Here is a 22,126-nt window from a genome sequence, read left to right as displayed (position 1 = left end):
CCGTCTCCCCTCAGTTCGCGTAGCGACCGGACGGCCCCGGGCCGGTGTCGGCACGGCCGCTCCAGGCGGCGAAGCAGAACGCCCACACGCGGTCCGCGACGGCCTCGTAGGGCTCGGTCTGCGGCGTGAACGCGTAGTGGTGGTACACGGCCAGGATCATCTGGGCCGCGAGCCACGCGCTGTAGTCGACGTCGTCACCCGGCGCGAGCTGCCCGGCCTCGGCGGCCGCGTCGAGGTCGCGGGCCAGGAGGTCGGTGTAGGGCCGGGCGGCGCACGCGACCTCGGTGGGGAAGGTCTGCATGAGGCGCCAGTGCTCGGCGGCGATGAAGCTCCCCATGCCGTGCCCGCCCGGGTCCCGGCCCAGGTTCACGATGACCTCGCGGATGTAGTGACGCAGTCGTGCCACCGCGTCGGGCAGGTCCCGGGAGCTGTGTTCCAGGTCCGCGACGGATGCCGAGACCATGTCCTCGATGACCGCGAGGGCGACTTCGTCCTTGCCGGCGAAGTAGTTGTAGAACGTCTGGATGGCGATGCCGGCTTCCTTGACCAGCTCCTGGATGGTGAACCCGAAGCCCTTGGTCTCCACGAGCCGGCGGGCGGCGTCGACCACCTGCCGCGCCCGCTGCATGCCGCTGGCGCGGGAGCGCTGGGTCGACGGCGCCCGTTCGACGGCCCGCAGCGCCCAGTACGGTGGTCTCGCCTCGTCGCTCGCCTGCCGCTGCACTAAAAGGCCTCCGCGCTGTACATCACCGCACCGCCGAGGTGCGGTGACGACTGACAGGCTAACGCGAGCGTCGCCCCCGGGCGCTGGCGGGCGCCCGCGCGGCCCGACAGCTGGAGGTAGCACTCCAGCATCTGCGGGATCCCGTGCATCCGGCCGTTCCCGAGGGCGCCGCCGCCGGAGAGCACCGGCAGACCGGAGGGGCTGTCGCTGTCGATGCCGCCGTCGCGCACGAACCGGTGTGCCTCGCCGACCGGGCAGTAGCCCAGGGCTTCGAGCCAGTAGTAGACGAACGGGGAGAAGCCGTCGTACACCTGCGGCAGGTCCACGTCCGCCGGACTCACTCCGCAGCGTTCCCACAGCCGACGTGCCGTCTCGGCGCCGACCGACATGATGTCGTCCAGGGGCCAGTGCAGGGGCAGGCGGCTCTTCGCGGGTTCGCCGGTGGCGTAGCCCGTGACGTAGACCGGCCGGTGCGGAAGGTCGCGTGCCCGCTCGGCGGTGGTGAGGACGAACGCGGCTACCCCGTCGACGGGGATGTCGCAGTCGTAGCGGCAGATGGGGTCGTTGAGCAGCGGGGCGTCCAGATACTCCTCGGCCTTCAGCGGCCGGTCGTGCCAGTACGACCACGGGATGCGGGCGCCGTTCTTGCGGGCTTCGACGAGGACGTCGGCCATGGCCTCGCGGGAGGCGCCGTAGCGCTGCGCGTACTCGTTGTGGGCCAGGGCGATCATGGCCAGCGGCCCGAAGTAGCCCTGCGGCGCGGTCCACTGCTGCGGGCCGGTGGCCTCGGTCGTCGAGGTGCCGTGGTAGCGCCCGGGCGGGTTGTGCAGGGACCGGTGCAGCAGGACGTAGTCGGCGGCGCCCGCGACGAGTGCGTTGACCGCCATCGCGACGGCGCCGGGGATCTGCCCCAGGCCCTGGAACCCGGCCGCGTACCGGGGGTTGGGGTCGAGACGGGCGGCCAGCCAGTTCGCGGACACGACGCTGACGCCGTCCACGACCGCGTGCGCGCCCGCGCTGGGGAACAGGGTCGGGGTGACGAAACCGTCGACCTGTCCTGCGGCGAGCCCGGCGTCCGCGATGGCCGCCCGTGCCGTGTCGAGCGTCAACGCCCCCAGTGACAGGGCCGCATGGCGCTCGATCGCGCTGTGCGCGTAGCCGACGACGGCGACTTTGTTGCCGGCCTCCATCCGTCCCGTCACTCGTCCTCCAGGAGCATGAAGGCCGGTACGGCGATGTCGGGCCGGATGTCTTCGAAGACCGTGCGGACCGGCGCCCCCAGGCGCAGCCGTGCTGTCTCGCCGTCGAGCAGCCGGCCGATCAGGCGTACGTCCGGCTGCTCGGCGAGTTCGACATCCACGAGCACGAAGGGGACGAGCTGCCCGAAGCCCTGCAGGAACGACTGGCGCATGACGGTCCAGGACCGCACCGCGCCGCGTCCGTCGACCGGTGTGAAGGTGAATCCCGGGGAGGTCGACCCGCAGTGGCCGCAGACGACGTCGGGCGGGTGGGAGAAGGTGCCGCAGTCACCGCACCGGGCGAGGCACAGGACGTGCCGGGCCGCCGCCTCCCAGAAGGGCGCCGACAGCGCGTCGGGCACGGGGACGGGCCGTGTCACGGAACGGCTCCCGTCTCCTGCAGCGAGGCGATGTCCTCCCATGCGTAGCCGAGTTCGAGCAGGACCGCCTCGGTGTGTTCGCCGAGTTCCGGCGCGCGGCGCAGCGGCGCGGGTTGCCCGTCGAACTGGACGGGGACGTTCGGCAGGCGGTAGGCGGGGCCGCTGTCGTCGTCGACCGTGCCGATGTAGCCGTTGGCGACCACCTGTGGATCGTCGATCAGCTCCGGGACCGACCGCACCGGCGCCCAGGGTCCGTCGAAGTCGGCGAGGATCCGCTCCCACTCGTCGAGGGTCCTGCGCGCGAACTCCTCGTCGAGCTCGCTCACGCAGGCCGCGCTGTTGGCGCCGCGTGCGGCGAGGTCGGCGAACCGGGGGTCGTCGATGAGGTCCGGTCGTCCGAAGAGCGCGCAGAACCGTGGCCAGTAGCGGTCCGCGTCGAGGAAGACGAGCTGGATGTGCCGGGCGTCCTTCGTGCGGAAGGTGTTGACGAGGGGATTCGGGGGTGCCTCGCGTCCGCCCGACGGTGTCGGCGGGGTGCCGTTCAGGGCGGCGAGCACGTCCGAGGAGAGGGTCGCCATCGCGGTGGCGAGCAGCGAGACGTCGACGACGCCGCCCTGGCCGGTCCGCTCCCGGCGCATCAGGGCCGCCGTCACCCCGAAGGCCAGGGCCATACCACCGTTGCGGTCGCCCATCGCACCGCGCTGGGCGATCGGGTAGTCCCGGCCGGGTGGGGTCAGGACATGGCCGAGGCCGCCCCGGGCCCAGAACGCGGAGGAGTCGTAGCCGGCGCGTTCGGCGTCCGGGCCGGCCGGGCCGTAGCCGTGCCCGCGTGCGTACACCAGCCGCGGGTGACGGGCTGTCAGCGCCTCGGCGTCGAGTCCCAGCCGTTCCAGCGCGCCCAGGCGCAGGCTCGTCAGGAAGACGTCGGCCCCTGCCAGCAGGTGGTGCAGGATCTCCCGTCCGCGCTCCTCCCGCAGATCCACGGCGATCGACCGCTTGCCGCGGTTCGCCAGGGCCATCGACAGGTTGACGCCGTCCTTGTCGGCGCCGATGCCCTGGCTCATCAGCCCGCGGTAGGGGTCTCCCTGAGGTGGCTCGACATGGATGACGTCGGCACCCCAGTCGGCGAGGAGGGCCCCCGCAGCGGGCACGAACACCCACTGCGCGAGCTCCACCACCCGTACGCCGTCGAACGCCTGCTGCATCAGTCTCCTTCGTTCCGTGCGGGGCCGTCGGGGGTCAGCACGACGACGGGGATGAGGCGGTCCGTGCGCGTCTCGTAGACGTCGTAGTTCGGCCAGATCTTCGCCATGGCCCTCCACAGCCGGGGGCGTTCGTCGTCGCCCGCGACCCGCGCGGTCACCGTCATCCGTTTGTCGCGCACCTGGATCTCCGCCTCCGTGGAGGCCTGGAGGTTCAGGAACCACAACGGGTGCTTCGACGCGCCGCCCTTCGAGGCGATGACAAGGTAGTCGTCGCCGTCGCGCCCGAAGATCAGCGGCGTCGTGCGATGTTGGCCGCTGCGCCTGCCCGTGGTCGTGAGCAGCAGGGCGGGGACGCCGTTCCAGAGATAGCCGACCTCCCCGCCGGTCTCCTGGTAACGCCTCACGTGCTCCGCACCCAGCAGGGTCAGATCCGGTCGCTGGTATTCCATGGTCTTCGGTCTTCCTCTCAGCCGAACACGACAGGGATCTCCGTCGCGCCGCGTTCGTAGAACCCGATGTACCGCGGCGACGCCGCGTCGGGGTCCAGGCGCAGGCCCGGCAGACGGTCGAGCAGCGAGCCGATCCCGGTCATCATCTCCGCGCGGGCCACATGCATGCCGAGGCAGATGTGCGGGCCGCCGCCGAAGGCCAGCGACGCGCGGGGCGGGCGGTGGATGTCGAACTCGTCCGGGCGTTCCCAGCGGGCGGGGTCGCGGTTGGCGGGGCCGACGCACAGGTGCACCACGGATCCCCGGGGCAGGCGGGTCCCGTAGAACTCGGTGTCGTCGGTGACCCACCGCGAGAACATCGGGTCGGTCGGCATCCACCGCAGGGACTCCTCGATCGCGGGGCCGAGCAGCATCCGGTCGGCACGGACCGCGTCGAGGACGGCGGGGCGCTCCAGCAGCGCGGTGAGGGCGATGCCCATCTGCTTCCACGTGGTGCCGGAGCCCGCGGCCAGCAGCAGCAGGGCGAAGGAGTAGATCTCCGCGTCGGAGAGGCGGTGGCGGACGCCGTCCTCCTCGACCAGTTCGGCCTGTACGAGGATACTGATCAGGTCGTCCGTCGGGTTCTCCCGCCGGGCGGCGACGATCGGCGCGATGATCTCCAGCAACGCGGGCGGGTCGTACAGGGCGGCCCGTACGTCCAGGGCTCGCTCGACGGGGATGCCGAAGGCGCCGGTGATCGTCAGGACCGGGATCGCCGCGCAGAAGTCGACGTTGAGTTCCGCGCGGCCCCGGCCCTGCTCCAGGATGTGTTCGATCAGGGTGTCGACCGTTTCCTGGATCGAGTGCCTGACCCACCACTGGGCCCGCTGCGGTACGAAGGACGGCTGGACCAGCGCACGGTAGCGGCGGTGCTGCTCGCCGCCCATCGACAGCATGCTGTTGAGTACGGCGGGGTCGCCGTCGAAGTCGACCGCCTGGGGCGACGAGGCGAACAGGGTGGTGTTGCGGTAGGCCGCGTTGCAGGCGGCGTGGGTGAACACCGAGAAGTGCGGCCGGCCGGTCTCGGGCAGCCCCTGGAAGGCGAACGGGGCGTCGATCCCGGTGAGTTGGTGCAACGTCCCCTCGTGCACGGACGCCTGCTCCCGCAGCCTGGCCCACACCGGGTAGGGGTCGTCCTCGTAGCTGCCGCCGGTTCGGTCCAGGAGGCTGCCGCGGAGGTCGAACAGCTCCCGGACCCGGTTGATGTCGAGAAGTCTCTGGGTGGCGGTCATCGCGCGACATACCCGCCGTCCACGGGCAGCAGCACCCCGGTGATGTTGGCGGCACGGTCCGAGGCCAGGAAGAGGGCCGCCTCGGCACAGTCCTCGGCGGTGATGGGGCGTCCGAGCGGGTGGGACGCGCCGACCTGCTGGGCCACCTTGTCCGCGTCGTCGGCGGACAGCGTCTTCGCACCGCCCGCGGCCATGAAGCCCGTGTACGGCATACCGGCGGGGCAGATGGCGTTGGCCCGGATGCCGAACGGCGCCCCTTCGATGGCGACAGCGCGGGTGAGCTGGTGGACCGCGCCCTTCGTGGCACCGTAAACGGCTCCGCCCCAGGCGACGAGGCCCGCGGCGGAGCCGGTGTTGACGATCACGCCGCCGTCCCCCTGCCGCTTGAACTGCAGCACCGCGTGTTTGCTGCCCAGGAAGACGCCCCGGAAGTTGACCTGCGTCAGTCGCTCGAAGTCCTCGATGGTGTGGTCCTCGAACTGCATGCCGAAGCGGGGGGTCGGGATCCCGACGTTGTTGAACATGATGTCGAGCCGGCCGAATCGCTCGACCGCCGAGGCCACCACCGCTGCCACGTCCGGTTCACGCGAGACGTCGCACTGTTCGGCGACGGCGGTGCCGCCGCTCGCCTCGATCTGCCGGGCCGTCTCCTTCAACGACTCGGCGTGGATGTCGGCGCACACCACGCACGCGCCCTCCGCGGCGAACCTTAGCGCGGAGGCCCGGCCGACACCGGAACCGGCGCCGGTGACGACGACCACCTTGTCCTGTACCGACACGTCCCTCACCTCACTCCTCCTCGTGCCCGGGGAGCAGAGCGATCGCTCCCATCGGACACGCGTCGACGGCGTTGCGGATCTCGGACAGCGGGTCGTTCGGGGGTTCGATGACGACCGCCTTCGACTCGGCATCGTGCGCGAAGGTCCTGGGCGCGTAGACGATGCACATCCCGACACCGAGGCAGAGTTCGCGGTCGACGACGACCGCGGCCTGCGGCGGGCGGTCAGCCACGAGCGGTGGAGGTCGGCGGCTCCGCGGGGGTGAAGCGGTACAGCCGCTCGGCGTTGCCGCGCAGCACTTTGTACTGCTGCTCGGGGGTCAGCGGGGCGACGAGCTTCTGCGCGACCTCGATCGAGTCCGGCCAGGTCGAGTCGGAGTGCGGGTAGTCCGTCTCGACCATGATGTTGTCCTCGCCGATCACGTCGATGCTGGCGATCGAGTGGTGGTCCTCGATGATGCAGCCGTGGACGTGGTCGCGGAAGAGCTGACGGATGTCGAGGGAGAACAGGTCGACCTCGTTGTTGGCGTAGTCGCTGAACTGCACGCCCTTCGACACCCAGTGACGCTGCTTGTCGATGACCTGCTCGGCCCGCTCCAGGAAGTACGGGATCCAGCCGGCCTCGCCCTCGGACAGCGCGATCTTCAGGTTCGGGTAGCGGGTGAACAGCCCGCTGAACAGCCAGTCCAGCATCGCGCCGGACGTACGGATCGCGCCCCAGGCCAGGTTGGCCATGAACGGGGCGGCCTCCGAGATCTTCGGAATGTTCGAGGACGATCCGACGTGCATGGACACGACCATGCCGAGGTCGTCGGCCGCGGCGAACACGGGCGCCCAGTAGGGGTCGTGGATCGACGGCAGGCCGAGCTTGGTCGGCTCCTCGGAGAAGGCGAACGTGGTCACACCGCGTGCGGCGCAGCGCTGCATCTCCTTCACCGCGAGCTGCGGGTCCCACAACGGAATGAGCATCAGCGGGATGTAGCGGCCCGGGGCCGACCCGCACCAGTCCTCGATGAGCCAGTCGTTGTAGATCTTCAGGCAGGTCAGGGCGTAGTCGCGGTCGCCGGCCTCGTAGAAGAGCTGGCCGCAGAACCGGGTCAGCGAGGGGAAGCACAGCGAGGCGAGGATGCCCGCGCGGTTCATATCCTCGACGCGGGCGACCGGGTCGAAGCAGGCCCGCCGCATCTGGGAGTAGCTCACCGGCTCGGGGCTGAACTCCTCCTTGGACTTGCCGGCGACCGCGGACAGGCCGGTGGTCTGGTAGGACTTGCCGTCGTAGACCCAGACCTCACCGAGTTTGTCGTCCTTGACCATGTGCGGTACACGCTCCCGGTCCTTCGCCGGGACACGGTCGACCCACAGGGTGGCGGGCTCCAGGATGTGGTCGTCGACCGAGATGAGCCAGTTGAGCGAGCGGGTGTCTGTCACGGTTCCTCCCTTGGACTCGTGGGACTAGCGAGCGAGCTCGCCAATGGCCATGTGCTTGATCTCCTGGAACGCGCGGATCCCCTCGCTCCCGCGTTCACGCCCCAGTCCGCTCTGCTTGTAACCGCCGCTGGGTGCGTACGCGCTGAACAGGCTGGTGTTGACGTTGACGGCTCCGCTCCTGATCCGGCGGGCGAGCGCGGTCGCCGCCGCGACGTCCGCGGAGTACACCTGGGCGGAGAGGCCGTAGGGGCTGTCGTTCGCGATGCGCACCGCGTCGTCGGGGTCGCGGTAGCCGATCACGGTGAGGACCGGCCCGAAGATCTCCTCCCGGGCGGCGGGGTTCGCGTTGTCCGGGACGTCGAGGACCGTCGGCTCGAAGTAGTAGCCGCGGTCGAGTCCGGCCGGGCGCCCGCCGCCCACGACCACCTTGCTGCCGTGCTCCTGGGACAGCGCGACGAACCGCACGCACCGGGCTCGTTGCTGCGCGCTGATGACCGGGCCGAGAAGGGTGTCGGGCTCGGTCGGCGGTCCGACCGTGAGCGCGGAGTACACCGCCGAGACGGCCGCCAGCACCTCCTCCTTGCTCTCCTGCGGTACGAGCATGCGGGTGGCCGCGACACAGGCCTGCCCGGCGGTCGCCGCGACCACGCCGGCCGCGCCCGGGCCCACGCGGTGCAGCGCGTCCGGCAGGTAGATCTGGGCCGACTTCCCGCCGAGCTCCAAGGCCACGCGTTTCACCGTGGGCGCCGCCTGGACCAGGATCTGCCGACCGACGGCCGTGGACCCGGTGAAGGAGACCAGATCCACGTCCGGGTCGGAGGTCAGCAGTTCGGCACCGACCGCGCCGTCCTCGACGACGACACTGAGCACACCCGGCGGCAGCCCGGCCGCTTCGGCGGCGACCCCGAGGGCGAGCGAGGAGATCGGCGCGAGCGGACTCGGGCGCACGATCACCGAGTTGCCCGCCATGAGCGCCGGGACGATCTTCTGAAGCGCCATCAGGAAGGCGGCGTTGTACGGCGTGATGGCGGTGACCACGCCCATCGGCTCATAGCGGCGGACGCTCAACGCGACCCGGGCGCGGACCAGTTCGTCGACCGGGACGGGGTTCGCCTCCTCGTGCGCCAGCGACAGGTAGAGGTCGATGGTGGCGCGGGCGATCGCCAGTCCGGCGTCGAACTGGGTCGTCTCGGCGAACCACGTCGGCTGACCCGCCTCGGCGACCATCGTCGCGACGAGTTCCTCGCGCATCGACTCGAGGTGGTCGAGGAACGTACGCAGAAGGCGGGCCCGCCGCCCGGCCGGGCGGTCCGCCCAGACCCCTTCTTCAAAGCTGCGCCTGGCCTCGCCGACGGCCCGTCGCACTTCGGCGGGCGGGGTGGCCGACAGCTCGCACACCTGCGACTCGTCAGCGGGATTCGTCACCGAGAAGGGATGGTCGCCGTCGATCCAGCGGCCGGCGATGAAGGAGCGTCGCGCTCCGATGACGTCGGGCATACGCCACGACCTCCGTCCCTAGAACGTCATATCAGTGAAACAAGATATGGCGTTCTAGTCAACGGTTCTAAATCTTTATTGTTCGAGGAAAACTAGGAGTTGCGGGTGTTGATCTCTTCGGTGAGTTGGGGGACGACGTCGAAGAGGTCGCCGACGATGCCGTAGTCGACGAGGTCGAAGATGGGGGCTTCGGCGTCCTTGTTGACGGCCACGATGGTCTTGGAGGTCTGCATGCCGGCCCGGTGCTGGATGGCGCCGGAGATGCCGTTGGCGATGTACAGCTGCGGGGAGACGCTCTTGCCGGTCTGGCCGACCTGGTTGGTGTGCGGGTACCAGCCCGCGTCCACCGCCGCCCGCGAGGCACCCACCGCCGCGCCCAGGGAGTCGGCGAGGGCCTCGATGAGCGGGAAGTTGTCGGCACCGTTGACACCCCGCCCGCCGGAGACCACGATCGCGGCCTCGGTCAGCTCCGGACGCCCGCTCGACTCACGGGGGGTACGGCCCGTCACCTTGGTGCCGGTCGCCGCGTCCGAGAACGAGACCGCCAGCGCCTCCACCGTGCCGGCGGCCGGAGCCGGCTCCACCGCGGCGGAGTTGGGCTTGACGGTGATGACCGGGATGCCCCTGACCACCCGGGTGGTGGTGGTGAACGAGGCGGCGAACACCGACTGGGTCGCCACCGGACCCTCGTCGGAGGCTTCCAGGTCGACGGCGTCGGTGAGGACGCCGGAACCGATCCGCAAAGCCAGACGCGCGGCGATCTCCTTGCCCTCCGCGGAGGACGGCACCAGCACCGCGGCCGGGGAGACGGCGGCGGCCGCGGCCTGCAGCGCGTCGACCTTCGGCACCACCAGGTAGTCGGCGTACTCCGACGCCTCGTGGGTCAGCACCTTCACCGCGCCGTGCCCGGCCAGGACGGCGGCGGTGTCGCCGGCGCCGTTACCGAGGGCGACGGCGACCGGCTCGCCGATACGGCGGGCCAGCGTCAAAAGCTCCAGGGTGGGCTTACGGACGGCACCGTCCACATGATCGACGTAGACGAGGACTTCAGCCATGAGAAAGCAACTCCTGCGAGATCAGGCCCTGTTGGATCAGATGAACTTCTGGCTCGCGAGAAAAGCGGCCAACTCCTTGCCGCCCTCGCCCTCGTCCTTGACGATCGTGCCCGCGGTGCGGGCCGGACGCGTCGCAGCGGAGTCCACGACGGTGTACGCCCCCGCGAGGCCGACCTCGTCCGCCTCGATCTCCAGGTCGGACAGGTCCCAGGACTCCACCGGCTTCTTCTTCGCCGCCATGATCCCCTTGAACGACGGGTAGCGCGCCTCACCCGACCGGTCCGTCACCGAGACGACGGCCGGGAGGGAGGCCTCCAGCTGCTCGCTGGCGGCGTCGCCGTCACGACGGCCGCTGACCACGCCGTCCTCGACCGAGATCTCCGACAGCAGCGTCACCTGCGGCACCCCGAGCCGCTCCGCGACCAGCGCCGGGACGACGCCCATGGTGCCGTCGGTGGAGGCCATACCGGAGACCACCAGGTCGAAGCCGGCCTTCCCGATCGCCTTCGCCAAAACCAGCGAGGTGCCGATCGCGTCCGTGCCGTGCAGGTCGTCGTCCTCGATGTGGATGGCCTTGTCCGCCCCCATCGACAGCGCCTTGCGCAGCGCGTCCTTGGCGTCCTCCGGACCCACGGTCAGGACCGTGGTCTCGGCATCGTCCGCATCGTCGGCGATCCGCAGCGCCTGCTCGACCGCGTACTCGTCCAGCTCGGAGAGCAGACCGTCCACGTCGTCCCGGTCGACGGTCAGGTCATCGGCGAAGTGCCGGTCGCCCGTGGCGTCCGGTACGTACTTCACACACACAACGATCTTCAAACTCACTGGGTATCCCTTCGCAAGGTGACTCAAGACGGAGGCCGACGACATGCCGTTCTCAGTTGGGCCATCCGCCGTCGCCGACCGCCCGGCCGGTGGCCGTGCCGGTGAGACGGTGGCCGTTGCCGGTGTCCCGCAGCTCCAACTGTCCGAGACCGGCGTGCATACGGGCTGCGGCGACGAGCGGGCCTACACGCGCGGCCTGGACATAACGCAGCCCCAGCGAGCACAGGGTGCTGCCCGGTGCCAGCGACAGCAGTGCCTCCTCGGCGGCCAGGGCGATCAGGCCGCCGTTGATGCTGTCCGAGGCGTTCAACCCGTCCTCGGAACGCGGCAGGACCGCCTCTCCCGGACCCCGGCGCTCGCACCTGGCCCGCTCGGCGAGCGGCACGGCCAGCCGCTGCTCCTGAGGCGGGACGTCGATGCTCTGCAGGGCGGGCAGGGAGCCGGGGTACGGCGACGCCATGAACGATCCACTCGCCACGGCCAGTGGTTGACCGTCGTCCTGGGTGAACTCGGCGCCGGCGACGAAGACCGAGCGGCCGGCCCGGATGACCCTGGCGGTCGAGCGCACGGTGCCCGCCGCGGGTGCCGGTCGATACAGGTGCACCTCCAGCTCCAGCGTCACCGGTACGCGAGGAGCCATGGTCCGAGCGGCCAGCAGACCGATGAGAGTGTCCGCCCAGGTGGCCAGGACCGAGGTCCGCAGGTGCTCGGTGCCCGGCACATGCATCTCGGGGGTGACCACGGCCGTGCCGTGCAACTCCTCCCCCACGCTCCTGATGCTGAAGCCGAGTTCGCTGAGCAGGTGGCGCCTCGGGGTCGTCGCCTGTGCGTCAGTACTCATGTTCACTCTGCCCCCACGCCGCAAGTTCATTATTGATATCGACGTCAATATTTAGTTTTGGTCGCTCGATTGTCAAGGCTCTCCTGAGGGCTCGGGGCTGACGGGCCATTGGGCGAAGGGTCCTGGGTCAGACGACTGTCCAGGTGTCGCCGCCGGCGAGGAGTACGGCCAGGTCGCCCTTGCCATTGTGTTCGATGGCCGTGTCGAGTTGGTCCGCCATCTGGATGTCGTAGACCGGTCGTTGCACGGAGCGCAGGACGCCGATGGGGGTGTGGTGGAGAGTGTCGGGGTCGGCGAGGCGGGAGAGGGCGAAGGCGGTGGTGGCGGAGGGGGCGTAGGCGTCGTGGGTGAGGATGTGGCCTTCGTTGTCGGGTGTCACGTCGACGACGGTGAGGTCGCCGGTGGCCGGGTCGCGGAGCACGCCGCGTGAGCCGTCGGGGCCGAAGCGGATCGGCCGGCCGTGTTCGAGGCGGATCACCGCTTCCTCGGCCTGCTGTTTGTCCTTGAGTGCGTCGAAGGCACCGTCGTTGAAGATGTTGCAGTTCTGGTAGATCTCGATGAGGGCGGTGCCGGGGTGGGCGGCGGCCTGGCGCAGGACCTCGCTGAGATGTTTGCGGTCGGAGTCGATGGTGCGGGCGACGAAGGAGGCCTCCGCGCCCAGGGCGAGGGAGACGGGGTTGAAGGGTCCGTCCAGGGAGCCCATCGGCGTCGATTTGGTGATCTTGCCGACCTCGGAGGTCGGGGAGTACTGGCCCTTGGTCAGGCCGTAGATCCGGTTGTTGAACAGCAGGATCCTCAGGTTGACGTTGCGGCGCAGGGCGTGGATGAGGTGGTTGCCGCCGATGGACAGCGCGTCGCCGTCCCCGGTGACGACCCACACGCTCAGATCACGGCGGCTGGCGGCGAGTCCGGTCGCGATGGCGGGGGCGCGGCCGTGGATGGAGTGCATGCCGTAGGTGTTCATGTAGTACGGGAAGCGGGAGGAGCAGCCGATGCCGGAGACGAAGACGATGTTCTCCTTGGCCAGGCCGAGTTCCGGCATGAAGCCCTGCACGGCGGCGAGGATGGCGTAGTCGCCGCAGCCGGGGCACCAGCGCACCTCCTGGTCGGACTTGAAGTCCTTCATGGACTGGCGGGCGGCGGCCTTGGGGACCAGCTGCAGCAGTGTGTTGGCGGGGTCAGCCATCGATGGCCTCCTTGAGAGCCGCGGCGAGCTGTTCGGCCTTGAACGGCATGCCGTTGACCTGGTTGTAGGAGTGGGCGTCGATGAGGTACTTCGCCCGGACCAGGAGGGCGAGCTGGCCGAGGTTCATCTCCGGGATGACGACCTTGTCGTAACCCTCAAGGACCTGGCCCAGGTTCTTCGGGAAGGGGTTGAGGTGGCGCAGATGGGCCTGCGCGATGGGCTCCCCGGCCCGGCGCAGCCGCCGCACCGCCGCCGTGATCGGCCCATACGTCGAGCCCCAGCCCAGCACCAGGGTGGCCGCCCCGTCCGGATCGTCCACCTGAAGGTCCGGCACCTCGATACCGTCGATCTTGGCCTGCCGGGTGCGGACCATGAAGTCGTGGTTGGCCGGGTCGTAGGAGATGTTGCCCGTGCCGTCCTGCTTCTCGATCCCGCCGATGCGGTGCTCCAGACCCGGCGTGCCCGGCACCGCCCACGGCCGGGCCAGGGTCTTGGGATCCCGCTTGTAGGGCCAGAACACCGCACTGCCATCCGCCAGCGTGTGATTGGGCCCCTGCGCGAACTGCACCGTCAGATCCGGGAGTTCGGCCAGCTCCGGGATCCGCCAGGGCTCCGAGCCGTTGGCCAGATAACCGTCCGACAGCAGCATCACCGGTGTCCGGTAGGTCAGGGCGATGCGGGCGGCCTCCAGGGCCGCGGTGAAGCAGTCGCCCGGCGTGCGCGGGGCCACGATCGCCACCGGCGCCTCACCGTTGCGGCCGTACATCGCCTGCAGCAGATCTGCCTGCTCCGTCTTGGTCGGCAGCCCCGTCGACGGCCCGCCCCGCTGAATGTCGATCACGAGCAGCGGCAGCTCCATCGACACCGCCAGCCCGATCGTCTCCGACTTGAGCGCCACCCCCGGCCCGGAGGTGGTCGTCACGCCCAGCGCACCACCGAACGCCGCCCCCAACGCCGCCCCGATCCCGGCGATCTCGTCCTCGGCCTGGAAGGTGCGCACCCCGAAGTTCTTGTGCCGCGACAGCTCGTGCAGGATGTCCGAGGCTGGCGTGATCGGATACGAACCCAGAAACAGCGGCAGATCCGCCTGCCGCGAGGCCGCGATCAGACCATACGCCAGGGCAAGGTTCCCGGAGATGTTGCGGTACACGCCCGGCGGGAACGACGTCGTCGCCGGGGCGATCTCGTAGGAGACCGCGAAATCCTCCGTCGTCTCCCCGAAATTCCAGCCCGCCCTGTACGCCGCCAGATTCGCCTCCGCGATCTGCGGCCTCTTCGCGAACTTCGCACGCAAAAACCGCTCCGTGCCCTCCGTCGGCCGGTGATACATCCAGCTCAGCAGCCCCAGCGCGAACATGTTCTTGCTGCGCTCGGCCTCCTTGCGCGACAGGTCGAAATCCTTCAGCGCCTGCACCGTCAGCGTCGTCAGCGGCACCTCGTGCAGGCTGTAGCCGTCCAGCGAACCGTCCTCCAGCGGCGAGACCGCAAAGCCGACCTTCTGCAGCGCCCGCTTGGTGAACTCGTCCGTGTTCACGATGATCTCCGCGCCCAGCGGCAGATCCCCGATGTTCGCCTTCAACGCGGCCGGGTTCATCGCCACCAGCACGTTCGGCGCATCCCCCGGCGTGAGGATGTCATGGTCGGCGAAGTGCAGCTGGAACGACGAGACACCCGGGAGGGTTCCGGCAGGGGCGCGGATCTCGGCGGGGAAGTTGGGAAGGGTCGAGAGATCGTTGCCGAAGGACGCCGTCTCCGACGTGAAGCGGTCACCCGTCAGCTGCATCCCGTCACCGGAATCCCCCGCGAACCGGATGGTCATCCGATCCAGCCGACGTACCGGCTTCCCCTCGGAGTCCGTGCTCAACTGCTCGGCCTGGCTGGTCATTTGGGCTGGGCCTCCACTGTTTCGGGTTGTGCGGCGCCGGAGCCCTGATGCCGCTGTTCCGCCTGGGCGAGCACCGTGGCGCGGTCGGCGCCAGAGGTGACGAACGCGCGGTAGCGCATGACGAGCGCCGGGGCGCCGAAGGAGACCACGCCCACCAGCCTGCCGTCTGCGAAGTAGCCGACGACGGTGCCCTTCGTCTCCCCTCCCCCGAGCCCCGAACCGTGCAGGGGCAGCACCTCGTCCGCCGTCTCGGTCCGTCCCAGCACCTGTACCTTCAGGCCGAACTGGTCGGACCAGACGTACGGCTGGGTCGCCTGGGGTAGTGGGGTGCCCAGGATGTCGCAGGCGGCGCGGGACGCCTGGTCGATCGTCGAGGTCCAGTGTTCGCTGCGCCGGTGGGCGCCCGCGTCCGGATCCCACCAGGCGGCGGCGTCCCCGACGGCCCAGACGCCCGGCATGCCGGCGGCACGCCCTCGTTCGTCGCAGGCCAGTCCGTCGGCCGCCCGTGTGCCCGCGCCGTCCAGCCAGGCCAGGTCGGGCACCGCGCCGACGCCGACCAGGACGATGTCCGCCGACAGGACGGACCCGTCGGCCAGTTCGACCGTGCGGCCGTCCTTGAGACACCCGATGCGCGCTCCGCAGCGCAGGTCGACGCCCGCCTCGGTGAACAGGCGGACGGCCAGTGTGCCGACTTCTGTCCCGAGGACGCGGGCGCAGGGCACAGGCAGCGCTTCGAGGACGGTGACCTGCAGGCCGCGCCGTCGCGCCGCCCAGGCCGCTTCCGCCCCGATGAACCCGGCCCCCACGATGATCATCGAGCGGGCGGAGCCGAACCGGTGGCGCAGCGTCACGGCGTCGTCCAGGGTGCGCAAGGTCACCACGTCGTCCGGTTGGCCGGGCAGCCTGCGGGCGGCGGCCCCCGTCGCGAGGACCACGGTGTCGCCGGTGACGCTGTCCCCGCCGTCGAGGTCGACGGTCGTGCCCCGCAGGCCGACCGCCGTGCTGCCGAGACGTGCCGTCACGCCCAGTTCGGCGAGTTCCGGCCGACCGCGCAGGATCGTTCGTTCGGGTTCCCAGGAGCCGTCGAGGACCTGCTTGGACAGCGGTGGGCGGTCGTAGGGCGGGTGGGGCTCTGCGCCGACCAGCGTGATGCGCCCGGGGTATCCGCCCGAGCGCAGCCGTTCGATCGTACGCAGACCGCCGAGTCCCGCTCCCACGACCACGATGTGGTCGGGGGCTGTGGTCATCCCGTGCCTCCCGCCGCCGTCTCGGTGCCGGGGTCGGCGGGGGCAGGGGCCGGGGCCGGACGCCGCCAGTAGGTGGCCAGTTGGGCGGCTGCTCCGGCCACTCCCAGGCCGGCCGCGATCGCGGCGGCCTTGCGGCCGGTGAGGCGGCGGTCGATTCCGAGGGCCGCGTCGACGCTCCACCGGCCGGGGCCGAGTGCCGCCACGGCGACGGAGGCGACGGCGAGGTTCAGCACGTACTCGTAGCCTTCGGCGTTCACGAAGAAGCCGTTGGGCAGATGGACCGTGCGGGCCGCGACGCCCATCGTCCCGACGACCGCGGACGCGGCGAGCGGGGTGGCCGCCCCCGCGACGAGCGCGGCGCCGGCGCCGACCTCGACGGCCGCGCTGAGCTGGGCCTGGAGCCGGGGTTCGCGGAATCCGATCGACTGGAACCAGCCGGCGGTGCCACCGAGTGTCCGGCCGTGCCGCACCCCGTGCGTGATCATGGTGCCGCCGATGGCGGTGCGCAGCAGCAGCCGCGCCAGGTCCGTGCCGCGATGCGCGTGCGGTACTTGTCCGGACACCGGTCTTCCTCCGTTCGCAGGTGTGTTGCGTTGGACGCTCAGTCCGAGGCCGGCAGGGGCTTGGCGGACTTGACGACCACGGCGGTGCCGTTGACGGCGACCGGGTGGTCGCCGGCCTGGGCGCAGAGGAGTTCCACGCCCACGCCGTCCACGGTGTACCGCTTGCCGATGAGGGTGCCCTCGCCGGTGGTCTGGGCCGGAACGCGTTCCTTGGCCTCGCCGCGCGGCACCATCTCGTGTCCGCCGCAGGTCACGCTCAGGTCCTCGTCGCAGCAGCGGACGACGACCAGGGCCGTGATGTCCACGACGCTCTCCAGGGTCTGTCCCACCTTCAACTGCATGTGCTGTCTTCCTTCTTCTCTCGTCTCGGCTTCTTGTGGTGGTGGACCCGGTCAGGACAGGACGAGCCCGACGAGCTTGACATCGAGGTACTCGTCGATGCCCTGGGGTCCGCCCTCCCGGCCCAGGCCGCTCATGCCGACGCCGCCGAAGGGCGCCGCGGCCGCGGTGGGGTTGATGTCGTTGACGCCGACGATCCCGAAGCGCAGCGCCTCGCTGACGCGGACGGCCCGGCCCAGGTCCTTGGTGTAGAGGTACGACGCGAGTCCGTACTCGGTGTCGTTGGCCCGGCGTACGGCTTCCTCCTCGTCGTCGAAGGGGACGATCGCGGCGACCGGACCGAAGGTCTCCTCCCGGTAGATCCGCATGGACTCGTCGACGTCGGCGAGGACGGTGGGTGCGTAGAACCGGCCCGCGTCGAGGCCGCTGCCGGTGAGCCGGGCGCCGCCGGCCAGGAGGCGGGCGCCCTTGCCGACCGCGTCCTCGACCTGGCCGGTCACCTTGGCCAGCGCCGCGTCGTCGACGAGCGGGCCGACGGAGACGCCTGGGCGGTGGCCTGGTCCGGCGACCAACTTACCGACCCGGGCGAGGAGTTCGTCGGTGAACGCGTCGAGGACGGAGCGCTGGACGAAGATGCGGTTAGGGCTGATGCAGGCCTGGCCGGTGTTCAGGAACTTCACCAGGGCGGCGCCCTTGGCCGCGTGGACGGGGTCGGCGTCGTCGAAGACGAGCATCGGCGCGTGTCCGCCCAGTTCCATGGAGACGCGCTTCATGGTGGCGGCGGCCCGGCCGCTCAGGTCCTTGCCGACCTCCGTGGAGCCGGTGAAGGTCAGCTTGCGGACCAGCGGGGAGTCCAGCAGCCGGGCCCCGACCTGTTCCGGCCTGCTGGTCGTCACGAGGTTGGCGACGCCCGGCGGAAGGCCCGCCTGCGCGAGGAGGTCGAAGACGGCGGCGGCGCACAGCGGGGTCTGCTCGGCCGGCTTGAGCACGATGGAGCAGCCGGCCGCGACCGCCGGTGCGACCTTCCGCGCGATCATCGAGACGGGGTAGTTCCACGGGGTGATGCCGGCGACGACGCCGACCGGCTGGCGCAGCACGGAGAAGCGCTGGCCGGCCCGGGAGGACGGGATGGAACCGCCGTAGACCCGCTTGGCCTCCTCGGCGAACCAGGCAAGGAAGTCGGCCGCGTAACGCACCTCGTTGCGGGCGGCCTTGAGGGGTTTGCCCTGTTCCAGCGTCATCAGCGCGGCCAGTTCCGCCGCGCGCTCGGTCATCACCGCGTGAGCCCGCCACAGGATCTCCGCCCGACGGTAGGCGCTCTCCCGGCTCCACGGCGTGAACGCCTCCTGTGCCGCGGCGATCGCCCGGTCGGTCTCCGCGGCCCCGGCGTCGGCGGCACGGCCGATGACGTCTCCGGTGGCCGGGTCGGTGACGTCGAAGACGCGTCCGTCGTCGGCCGCCCGCCACGTGCCGTCGATGAAGAGGGTGTTCCCGTCCCGCGCTCGTGCGCCGCCTGATGTCACGAGTCGGCCCTGAGCAGCATCACACCGCTGGGGGTGAGTCCCCCGCTGCTCACCACGGCGACCCGGGCGTCCGCGACCTGCCGGGCGCCGGCCTCCCCGCGCAGTTGCACGACGGCCTCGTGCAGCAGGCCCATACCGTGGGTGCGGCCGTGAGAGAGCTGTCCGCCATGGGTGTTGAGGGGAAGGACGCCGTCGCTGGCGATGTTCTTGCCGCCGTCCAGGAAATCCTTGGCCTCGCCGAGGCCGCAGAAGCCGAGGGCCTCGATCCAGGAGAGGCAGTTGAGGGTGAACCCGTCGTAGAGCTGTGCCACGTCGACATCGGAGGGGCGCAGTGCCGTACGGGTCCACAGGTGTGCGGCCGGTCCCATGACCTGGGGTTCGTGGGTCGAGGTGCTCTGGTCCCACTCCATTCGTTCGACGATGCGGGTGCCGACCGCCTCGACCCGGACCGGGCGCACCCGCAGGTCGTCGGCGGTGTCGGCGGCGGACACGACGACGGCGACCGACGCGTCGCAGGGGACGTCGCAGTCGTAGAGGCCGAAGGGGGTGGTGATCGTCCGCGCGCTGAGGTAGTCGTCCATGGTCAGGGGGTCGCGGTAGACCGCGGTGGGGTTGAGTGCCGCGTTGGCCCGCTGGTTCAGCGCGATCCAGCCGAGCGTCTCGCGGGTCGCGCCGTAGCGGTGGAAGTAGCGCTGTGCGGTCTGGGCCAGGAGGTGTGCGGCGGACGACGCCCCGAACGGCATGCCCCATCCCATGTCGCCGCCGATCCGGCCGCCGCCGCCCGGGTGCAGGCGGCCCTCCTGGAGCAGTCGGCCGTGGGTGGACTGCCACACGGTGCGGAAGCACAGGACGTGCCGGGCGAGACCGGCGGAGACCGCCAGCATCGCGGCGATCACCGAGCCTCCGGGGCCGGGGGTCTCCCCGCCGCCGTTGAACCAGGCCGGTTTCAGGCGCAGTGCGGCCTCCAGGGCGGTGACGCCGCCCTCCCCAAAGCCGTACTCGAAGCCGCCGCCGGGGTACGTCGACAGTCCGTCGATGTCGTCCATGGTCAGCCCGGCGTCGGCCACCGCGGCGCGGCATGCCTCGACGGTGAGGGCGAGCGGGTCCCTCATCAGCCGGCGTCCGAGCGCAGACTGGCCCACCCCCGACAGGACGGCGCGGTCCTCGAACTTGCCGCCCTTGAGCGGGAGTCGGGGAGACAGGCGGCGCACCAGGGCGCGTGCCTCCTCGGCGGGCAGTTCGTCCTCCGGGAGCGGAGCCCGCTCCTCGGGCTGTTCCGGCGCGGGGCGGAACAGGGGCAGCCATACGTCCTCGACCTGCTCGAACGTCACCTCCATGCGCATGCCCAGGCGCAGTTCGTCCTCGGTGCAGTCGACTAGGCGGGTGGTCAGCCGGACCCGGGGGTCCTCGTCGAGTGCGACCTGGGCGACGATCAGGGGCAGGGGCAGCCCCGGCAGCCCGAACCGGTGGCTGACGGTGAACCCGAAGAGCGTCCCGCACCCGGAGACCTCACGCGGCTGCGGTTCCGCGTCCCGGCAGTGCGGGCAGACGGGCTGGGGCGGGTGCACGAGCGCCGCGCAGGACGCGCACTCCTGCACTCGCAGCCGTCCGTCGGCCCCCGACGTCCAGTAGAACTCGTTCCAAGGCGTGACCAGGGGCAGCGGCCGGTCCGGCGCGCTCATCCTGTCGCCTCCCGGACGGGCAGTTCGCGGACGGCGGCGGGATCCGGGAGGCTGCCGGGTTCCATGTCCGACGCGCCCCCGGGAGACCCGACAGCGGCGAAGAACTCCGCGTTGAGCGCCGTGAAGGCGTTCCACTGCTCGGGAAGGTCGTCCAGGTAGTAGATCGCCTCCGCCGGGCACACCGGCTCGCAGGCACCGCAGTCGACGCATTCGTCGGGCTGGATGTACACCATCCGCTCGCCCGGGTAGATGCAGTCGACCGGGCACTCGTCGATACAGGCCTTGTCGAGGACGTCGACGCAAGGCTCGGCCACCACGTAGGCCACCACGCACTCCAATCGGCTGTGGAACGGAAGGACCGGGAAAGAGCAGGGGATGCGGCGTGACGTGCTCAGGCGTCCAGCCGTGCAGTCTCGCTGTGCACCGTGACGGGTTCGGCGAGGCGCTGTTCGTCGCAGATCCGCTGCAGGCGGGCGAGCGTCTCGTCGAGCCCGGCGCCGAGGCGCCGGCCGGGGGTGAAGGTCGCCGGCAGGTGCTTCATGCCGTTGATGATGCCGGTGGTGTCGTAGTGCACCGCTCCGTCCGGGTCGCAGACGTAGTCGGGCATACGGTCGAGGACGGCGGTGAGCATGGTCTTGAAGGTGGCGCGGGCGACGTTCGAGCCGATGCACCGGTGGATACCGAGGCCGAACGCGCTGTGCCGGTTGCCGGTCCGGTCCAGGCGGATGGTGTGCGGGTCCTCGAAGACCTTCGGGTCGCGGTTGGCCATCGCCCAGGACAGCCAGAGCCGGTCGCCCTCCCTGAAGCGGGTGCCGTTGACCTCGCAGTCCTGGGTGACGGTGCGGCCGTCGCCCTGCGCCGGGGTGACGTAGCGCAGGAACTCCTCGGTCGCGCTGTCGAGGAGGGTCTTGCGCTCCCGGCTCAGGCGTTCACGCTCGTCGGGGTGGCCGCCCAGCCACTCCAGGGAGTGCGCGGTGAGCGCCGTGGTGGTGTCGAACCCGCCGCCCATGAGCAGGCCGATCACGCCGAGGATCTCCAGGTCCTCGGGGCGGCGGCCGTCGATCTCGAGGGTGACCAGTTCGTTGATCAGGCCGGGGCGGGGATTGGCGCGGATCTCGTGGATACCCGCAAAAATCCGTTCGGCCATACGCATCTGGAGCTGCGAGATCCTGCCGTAGTCCGGCGAGTCCATCGGGGTGTAGACGGCCGCGTGGATGGGCTCGCAGTACACGTCCCATTCCTTCAGCGGCAGGCCGAGCATCGCCAGAGTGAAGACCGCTGGCACGATGTTCGCCAGGTCGTCGACGAAGTCGGTCCGGCCCGTCTCGATCACCTCGTCGATGCAGGCCCGGGTCAGCTCCTCCAGCACCGGCTTCCACCGGGCGACCGCCGCCGGGGAGAGATACGGGTTCAGGGCCTGGCGGTAGTAGCGCTGGTCGGGCGGGTCCATCTCCAGGAAGCCGCCCTGGGTGCGGTACTCGGGCGCGATCGGCGGAATGTTGATCCCGGCGTAGCCGCGCCGGACGCCGGCCACGTCGTTGTCGTTGGACAGCAGGTCGGCGCGCCGGGCGATGTCGAAGAGCTGCTTGTTGCCGCTGGCGAACCAGTAACCGCCGTGGGTGTCGTTCCACGCCATGGGGCAGCGTGCGTGGAACTCGTCGGTGAGTTCCTGGAAGTCGATCCGGTACTCCGAGGAGTGCCGGTTGAGGTGGACGACGGGGCACTTGCGCTCCGCGTCGCCCGTGACCGGTGTGTCATCGTGGGTCATGGCAAGCTGCTCCAGCGGTGGCGGGTTGACGGTGTTTCAGACGGGGGTCAGGACAGGACGATCGCCTGCTCGGGGCAGGACCGGGCCGCTTCGCGGGCCTTGTCCTCCAGTTCGGGGGGCACCTGAGCACTGTGCGCGTACGCGTGTCCGTCCTCGTCCCGCAGGCCGAAGAGCTCGGGCGCGGTCATGGCGCACAGGGTGTGGCCCTGGCACAGTTCCGGATCGACACGGACCTTCACGGGTTA

Annotated in this window: 23 protein-coding genes; all 23 read right to left on the bottom strand. The window is 70.5% G+C overall.

Going from position 1 to position 22,126, the window contains the following annotated elements; all coding sequences use genetic code 11:
- Nucleotides 1-10: 10 nt before the first annotated feature.
- Complete coding sequence (locus tag ACZ69M_RS34450) at nt 11-724, bottom strand: TetR/AcrR family transcriptional regulator (protein WP_470056096.1); 714 nt, start codon at nt 722-724, stop codon at nt 11-13.
- Entirely contained in the window at nt 724-1,926 is a 1,203-nt protein-coding gene (locus ACZ69M_RS34445; RefSeq protein WP_470056094.1) for a thiolase family protein, read from the bottom strand. The genes ACZ69M_RS34450 and ACZ69M_RS34445 overlap by 1 nt, the downstream gene beginning before the upstream one ends.
- Nucleotides 1,923-2,342 carry a Zn-ribbon domain-containing OB-fold protein gene (locus ACZ69M_RS34440; RefSeq protein ID WP_470056092.1) on the bottom strand — a complete coding sequence of 140 codons (420 nt, stop codon included), beginning with the start codon at nt 2,340-2,342 and terminating at the stop codon, nt 1,923-1,925. Before ACZ69M_RS34440 ends, ACZ69M_RS34445 begins: the two co-directional genes overlap by 4 nt.
- The gene (locus tag ACZ69M_RS34435) at nt 2,339-3,547 is read right to left on the bottom strand and encodes a CaiB/BaiF CoA transferase family protein (RefSeq protein ID WP_470056090.1); all 1,209 of its coding nucleotides are present in this window, start codon (nt 3,545-3,547) and stop codon (nt 2,339-2,341) included. Before ACZ69M_RS34435 ends, ACZ69M_RS34440 begins: the two co-directional genes overlap by 4 nt.
- A complete protein-coding gene (locus ACZ69M_RS34430; RefSeq protein WP_470056088.1) occupies nt 3,547-3,996 on the bottom strand; it encodes a nitroreductase family deazaflavin-dependent oxidoreductase in 450 nt (149 codons plus the stop codon). Before ACZ69M_RS34430 ends, ACZ69M_RS34435 begins: the two co-directional genes overlap by 1 nt.
- 17 nt (nt 3,997-4,013) lie before the next feature.
- Complete coding sequence (locus ACZ69M_RS34425; protein ID WP_470056086.1) at nt 4,014-5,267, bottom strand: cytochrome P450; 1,254 nt, start codon at nt 5,265-5,267, stop codon at nt 4,014-4,016.
- Nucleotides 5,264-6,046: an SDR family NAD(P)-dependent oxidoreductase gene (locus ACZ69M_RS34420; protein ID WP_470056084.1), complete on the bottom strand. Its 783-nt coding sequence runs from the start codon at nt 6,044-6,046 to the stop codon at nt 5,264-5,266. The genes ACZ69M_RS34425 and ACZ69M_RS34420 overlap by 4 nt, the downstream gene beginning before the upstream one ends.
- Before the next feature lie 10 nt (nt 6,047-6,056).
- Nucleotides 6,057-6,278, bottom strand: a complete 222-nt coding sequence (locus ACZ69M_RS34415) for a ferredoxin (RefSeq protein WP_470056082.1) — start codon at nt 6,276-6,278, stop codon at nt 6,057-6,059.
- Nucleotides 6,271-7,473: an amidohydrolase family protein gene (locus ACZ69M_RS34410; RefSeq protein ID WP_470056080.1), complete on the bottom strand. Its 1,203-nt coding sequence runs from the start codon at nt 7,471-7,473 to the stop codon at nt 6,271-6,273. The genes ACZ69M_RS34415 and ACZ69M_RS34410 overlap by 8 nt, the downstream gene beginning before the upstream one ends.
- A gap of 24 nt (nt 7,474-7,497) precedes the next feature.
- A complete protein-coding gene (locus ACZ69M_RS34405; RefSeq protein WP_470056078.1) occupies nt 7,498-8,970 on the bottom strand; it encodes an aldehyde dehydrogenase family protein in 1,473 nt (490 codons plus the stop codon).
- A 92-nt stretch (nt 8,971-9,062) separates the two neighbouring features.
- Entirely contained in the window at nt 9,063-10,025 is a 963-nt protein-coding gene (locus ACZ69M_RS34400; protein WP_470056076.1) for an electron transfer flavoprotein subunit alpha/FixB family protein, read from the bottom strand.
- 36 nt (nt 10,026-10,061) lie between these two features.
- Nucleotides 10,062-10,847 carry an electron transfer flavoprotein subunit beta/FixA family protein gene (locus ACZ69M_RS34395; RefSeq protein ID WP_470056074.1) on the bottom strand — a complete coding sequence of 262 codons (786 nt, stop codon included), beginning with the start codon at nt 10,845-10,847 and terminating at the stop codon, nt 10,062-10,064.
- A 52-nt stretch (nt 10,848-10,899) separates the two neighbouring features.
- The gene (locus ACZ69M_RS34390) at nt 10,900-11,688 is read right to left on the bottom strand and encodes a PaaI family thioesterase (protein ID WP_470056072.1); all 789 of its coding nucleotides are present in this window, start codon (nt 11,686-11,688) and stop codon (nt 10,900-10,902) included.
- Between the two features lie 127 nt (nt 11,689-11,815).
- Entirely contained in the window at nt 11,816-12,874 is a 1,059-nt protein-coding gene (locus ACZ69M_RS34385) for a 2-oxoacid:ferredoxin oxidoreductase subunit beta (RefSeq protein WP_470056070.1), read from the bottom strand.
- Nucleotides 12,867-14,759 carry a 2-oxoacid:acceptor oxidoreductase subunit alpha gene (locus ACZ69M_RS34380; RefSeq protein WP_470056069.1) on the bottom strand — a complete coding sequence of 631 codons (1,893 nt, stop codon included), beginning with the start codon at nt 14,757-14,759 and terminating at the stop codon, nt 12,867-12,869. The genes ACZ69M_RS34385 and ACZ69M_RS34380 overlap by 8 nt, the downstream gene beginning before the upstream one ends.
- Nucleotides 14,756-16,006: an NAD(P)/FAD-dependent oxidoreductase gene (locus ACZ69M_RS34375; RefSeq protein ID WP_470056067.1), complete on the bottom strand. Its 1,251-nt coding sequence runs from the start codon at nt 16,004-16,006 to the stop codon at nt 14,756-14,758. The genes ACZ69M_RS34380 and ACZ69M_RS34375 overlap by 4 nt, the downstream gene beginning before the upstream one ends.
- Nucleotides 16,003-16,569, bottom strand: a complete 567-nt coding sequence (locus ACZ69M_RS34370; RefSeq protein ID WP_470056065.1) for a DoxX family protein — start codon at nt 16,567-16,569, stop codon at nt 16,003-16,005. The genes ACZ69M_RS34375 and ACZ69M_RS34370 overlap by 4 nt, the downstream gene beginning before the upstream one ends.
- 38 nt (nt 16,570-16,607) lie before the next feature.
- Nucleotides 16,608-16,910 (bottom strand): hypothetical protein, encoded by a 303-nt coding sequence (locus ACZ69M_RS34365; protein WP_470056064.1) that lies wholly within the window; start codon nt 16,908-16,910, stop codon nt 16,608-16,610.
- Nucleotides 16,911-16,961: 51 nt separating this feature from the next.
- A complete protein-coding gene (locus ACZ69M_RS34360; RefSeq protein ID WP_470056062.1) occupies nt 16,962-18,431 on the bottom strand; it encodes an NAD-dependent succinate-semialdehyde dehydrogenase in 1,470 nt (489 codons plus the stop codon).
- The gene (locus ACZ69M_RS34355) at nt 18,428-20,113 is read right to left on the bottom strand and encodes a thiolase C-terminal domain-containing protein (protein WP_470056061.1); all 1,686 of its coding nucleotides are present in this window, start codon (nt 20,111-20,113) and stop codon (nt 18,428-18,430) included. The genes ACZ69M_RS34360 and ACZ69M_RS34355 overlap by 4 nt, the downstream gene beginning before the upstream one ends.
- Nucleotides 20,110-20,439: a ferredoxin gene (gene fdxA, locus ACZ69M_RS34350; protein WP_470056059.1), complete on the bottom strand. Its 330-nt coding sequence runs from the start codon at nt 20,437-20,439 to the stop codon at nt 20,110-20,112. Before fdxA ends, ACZ69M_RS34355 begins: the two co-directional genes overlap by 4 nt.
- 65 nt (nt 20,440-20,504) lie before the next feature.
- Nucleotides 20,505-21,881 (bottom strand): cytochrome P450, encoded by a 1,377-nt coding sequence (locus ACZ69M_RS34345; RefSeq protein WP_470056057.1) that lies wholly within the window; start codon nt 21,879-21,881, stop codon nt 20,505-20,507.
- Nucleotides 21,882-21,928: 47 nt separating this feature from the next.
- The gene (locus ACZ69M_RS34340) at nt 21,929-22,120 is read right to left on the bottom strand and encodes a ferredoxin (RefSeq protein WP_470056056.1); all 192 of its coding nucleotides are present in this window, start codon (nt 22,118-22,120) and stop codon (nt 21,929-21,931) included.
- Nucleotides 22,121-22,126 lie beyond the last annotated feature (6 nt).

The sequence above is a fragment of the Streptomyces sp. NPDC107454 genome (assembly GCF_055582885.1).
Note: the sequence above shows the minus strand (reverse complement) of the source record. Positions and strands in the feature narration are given on the sequence as shown.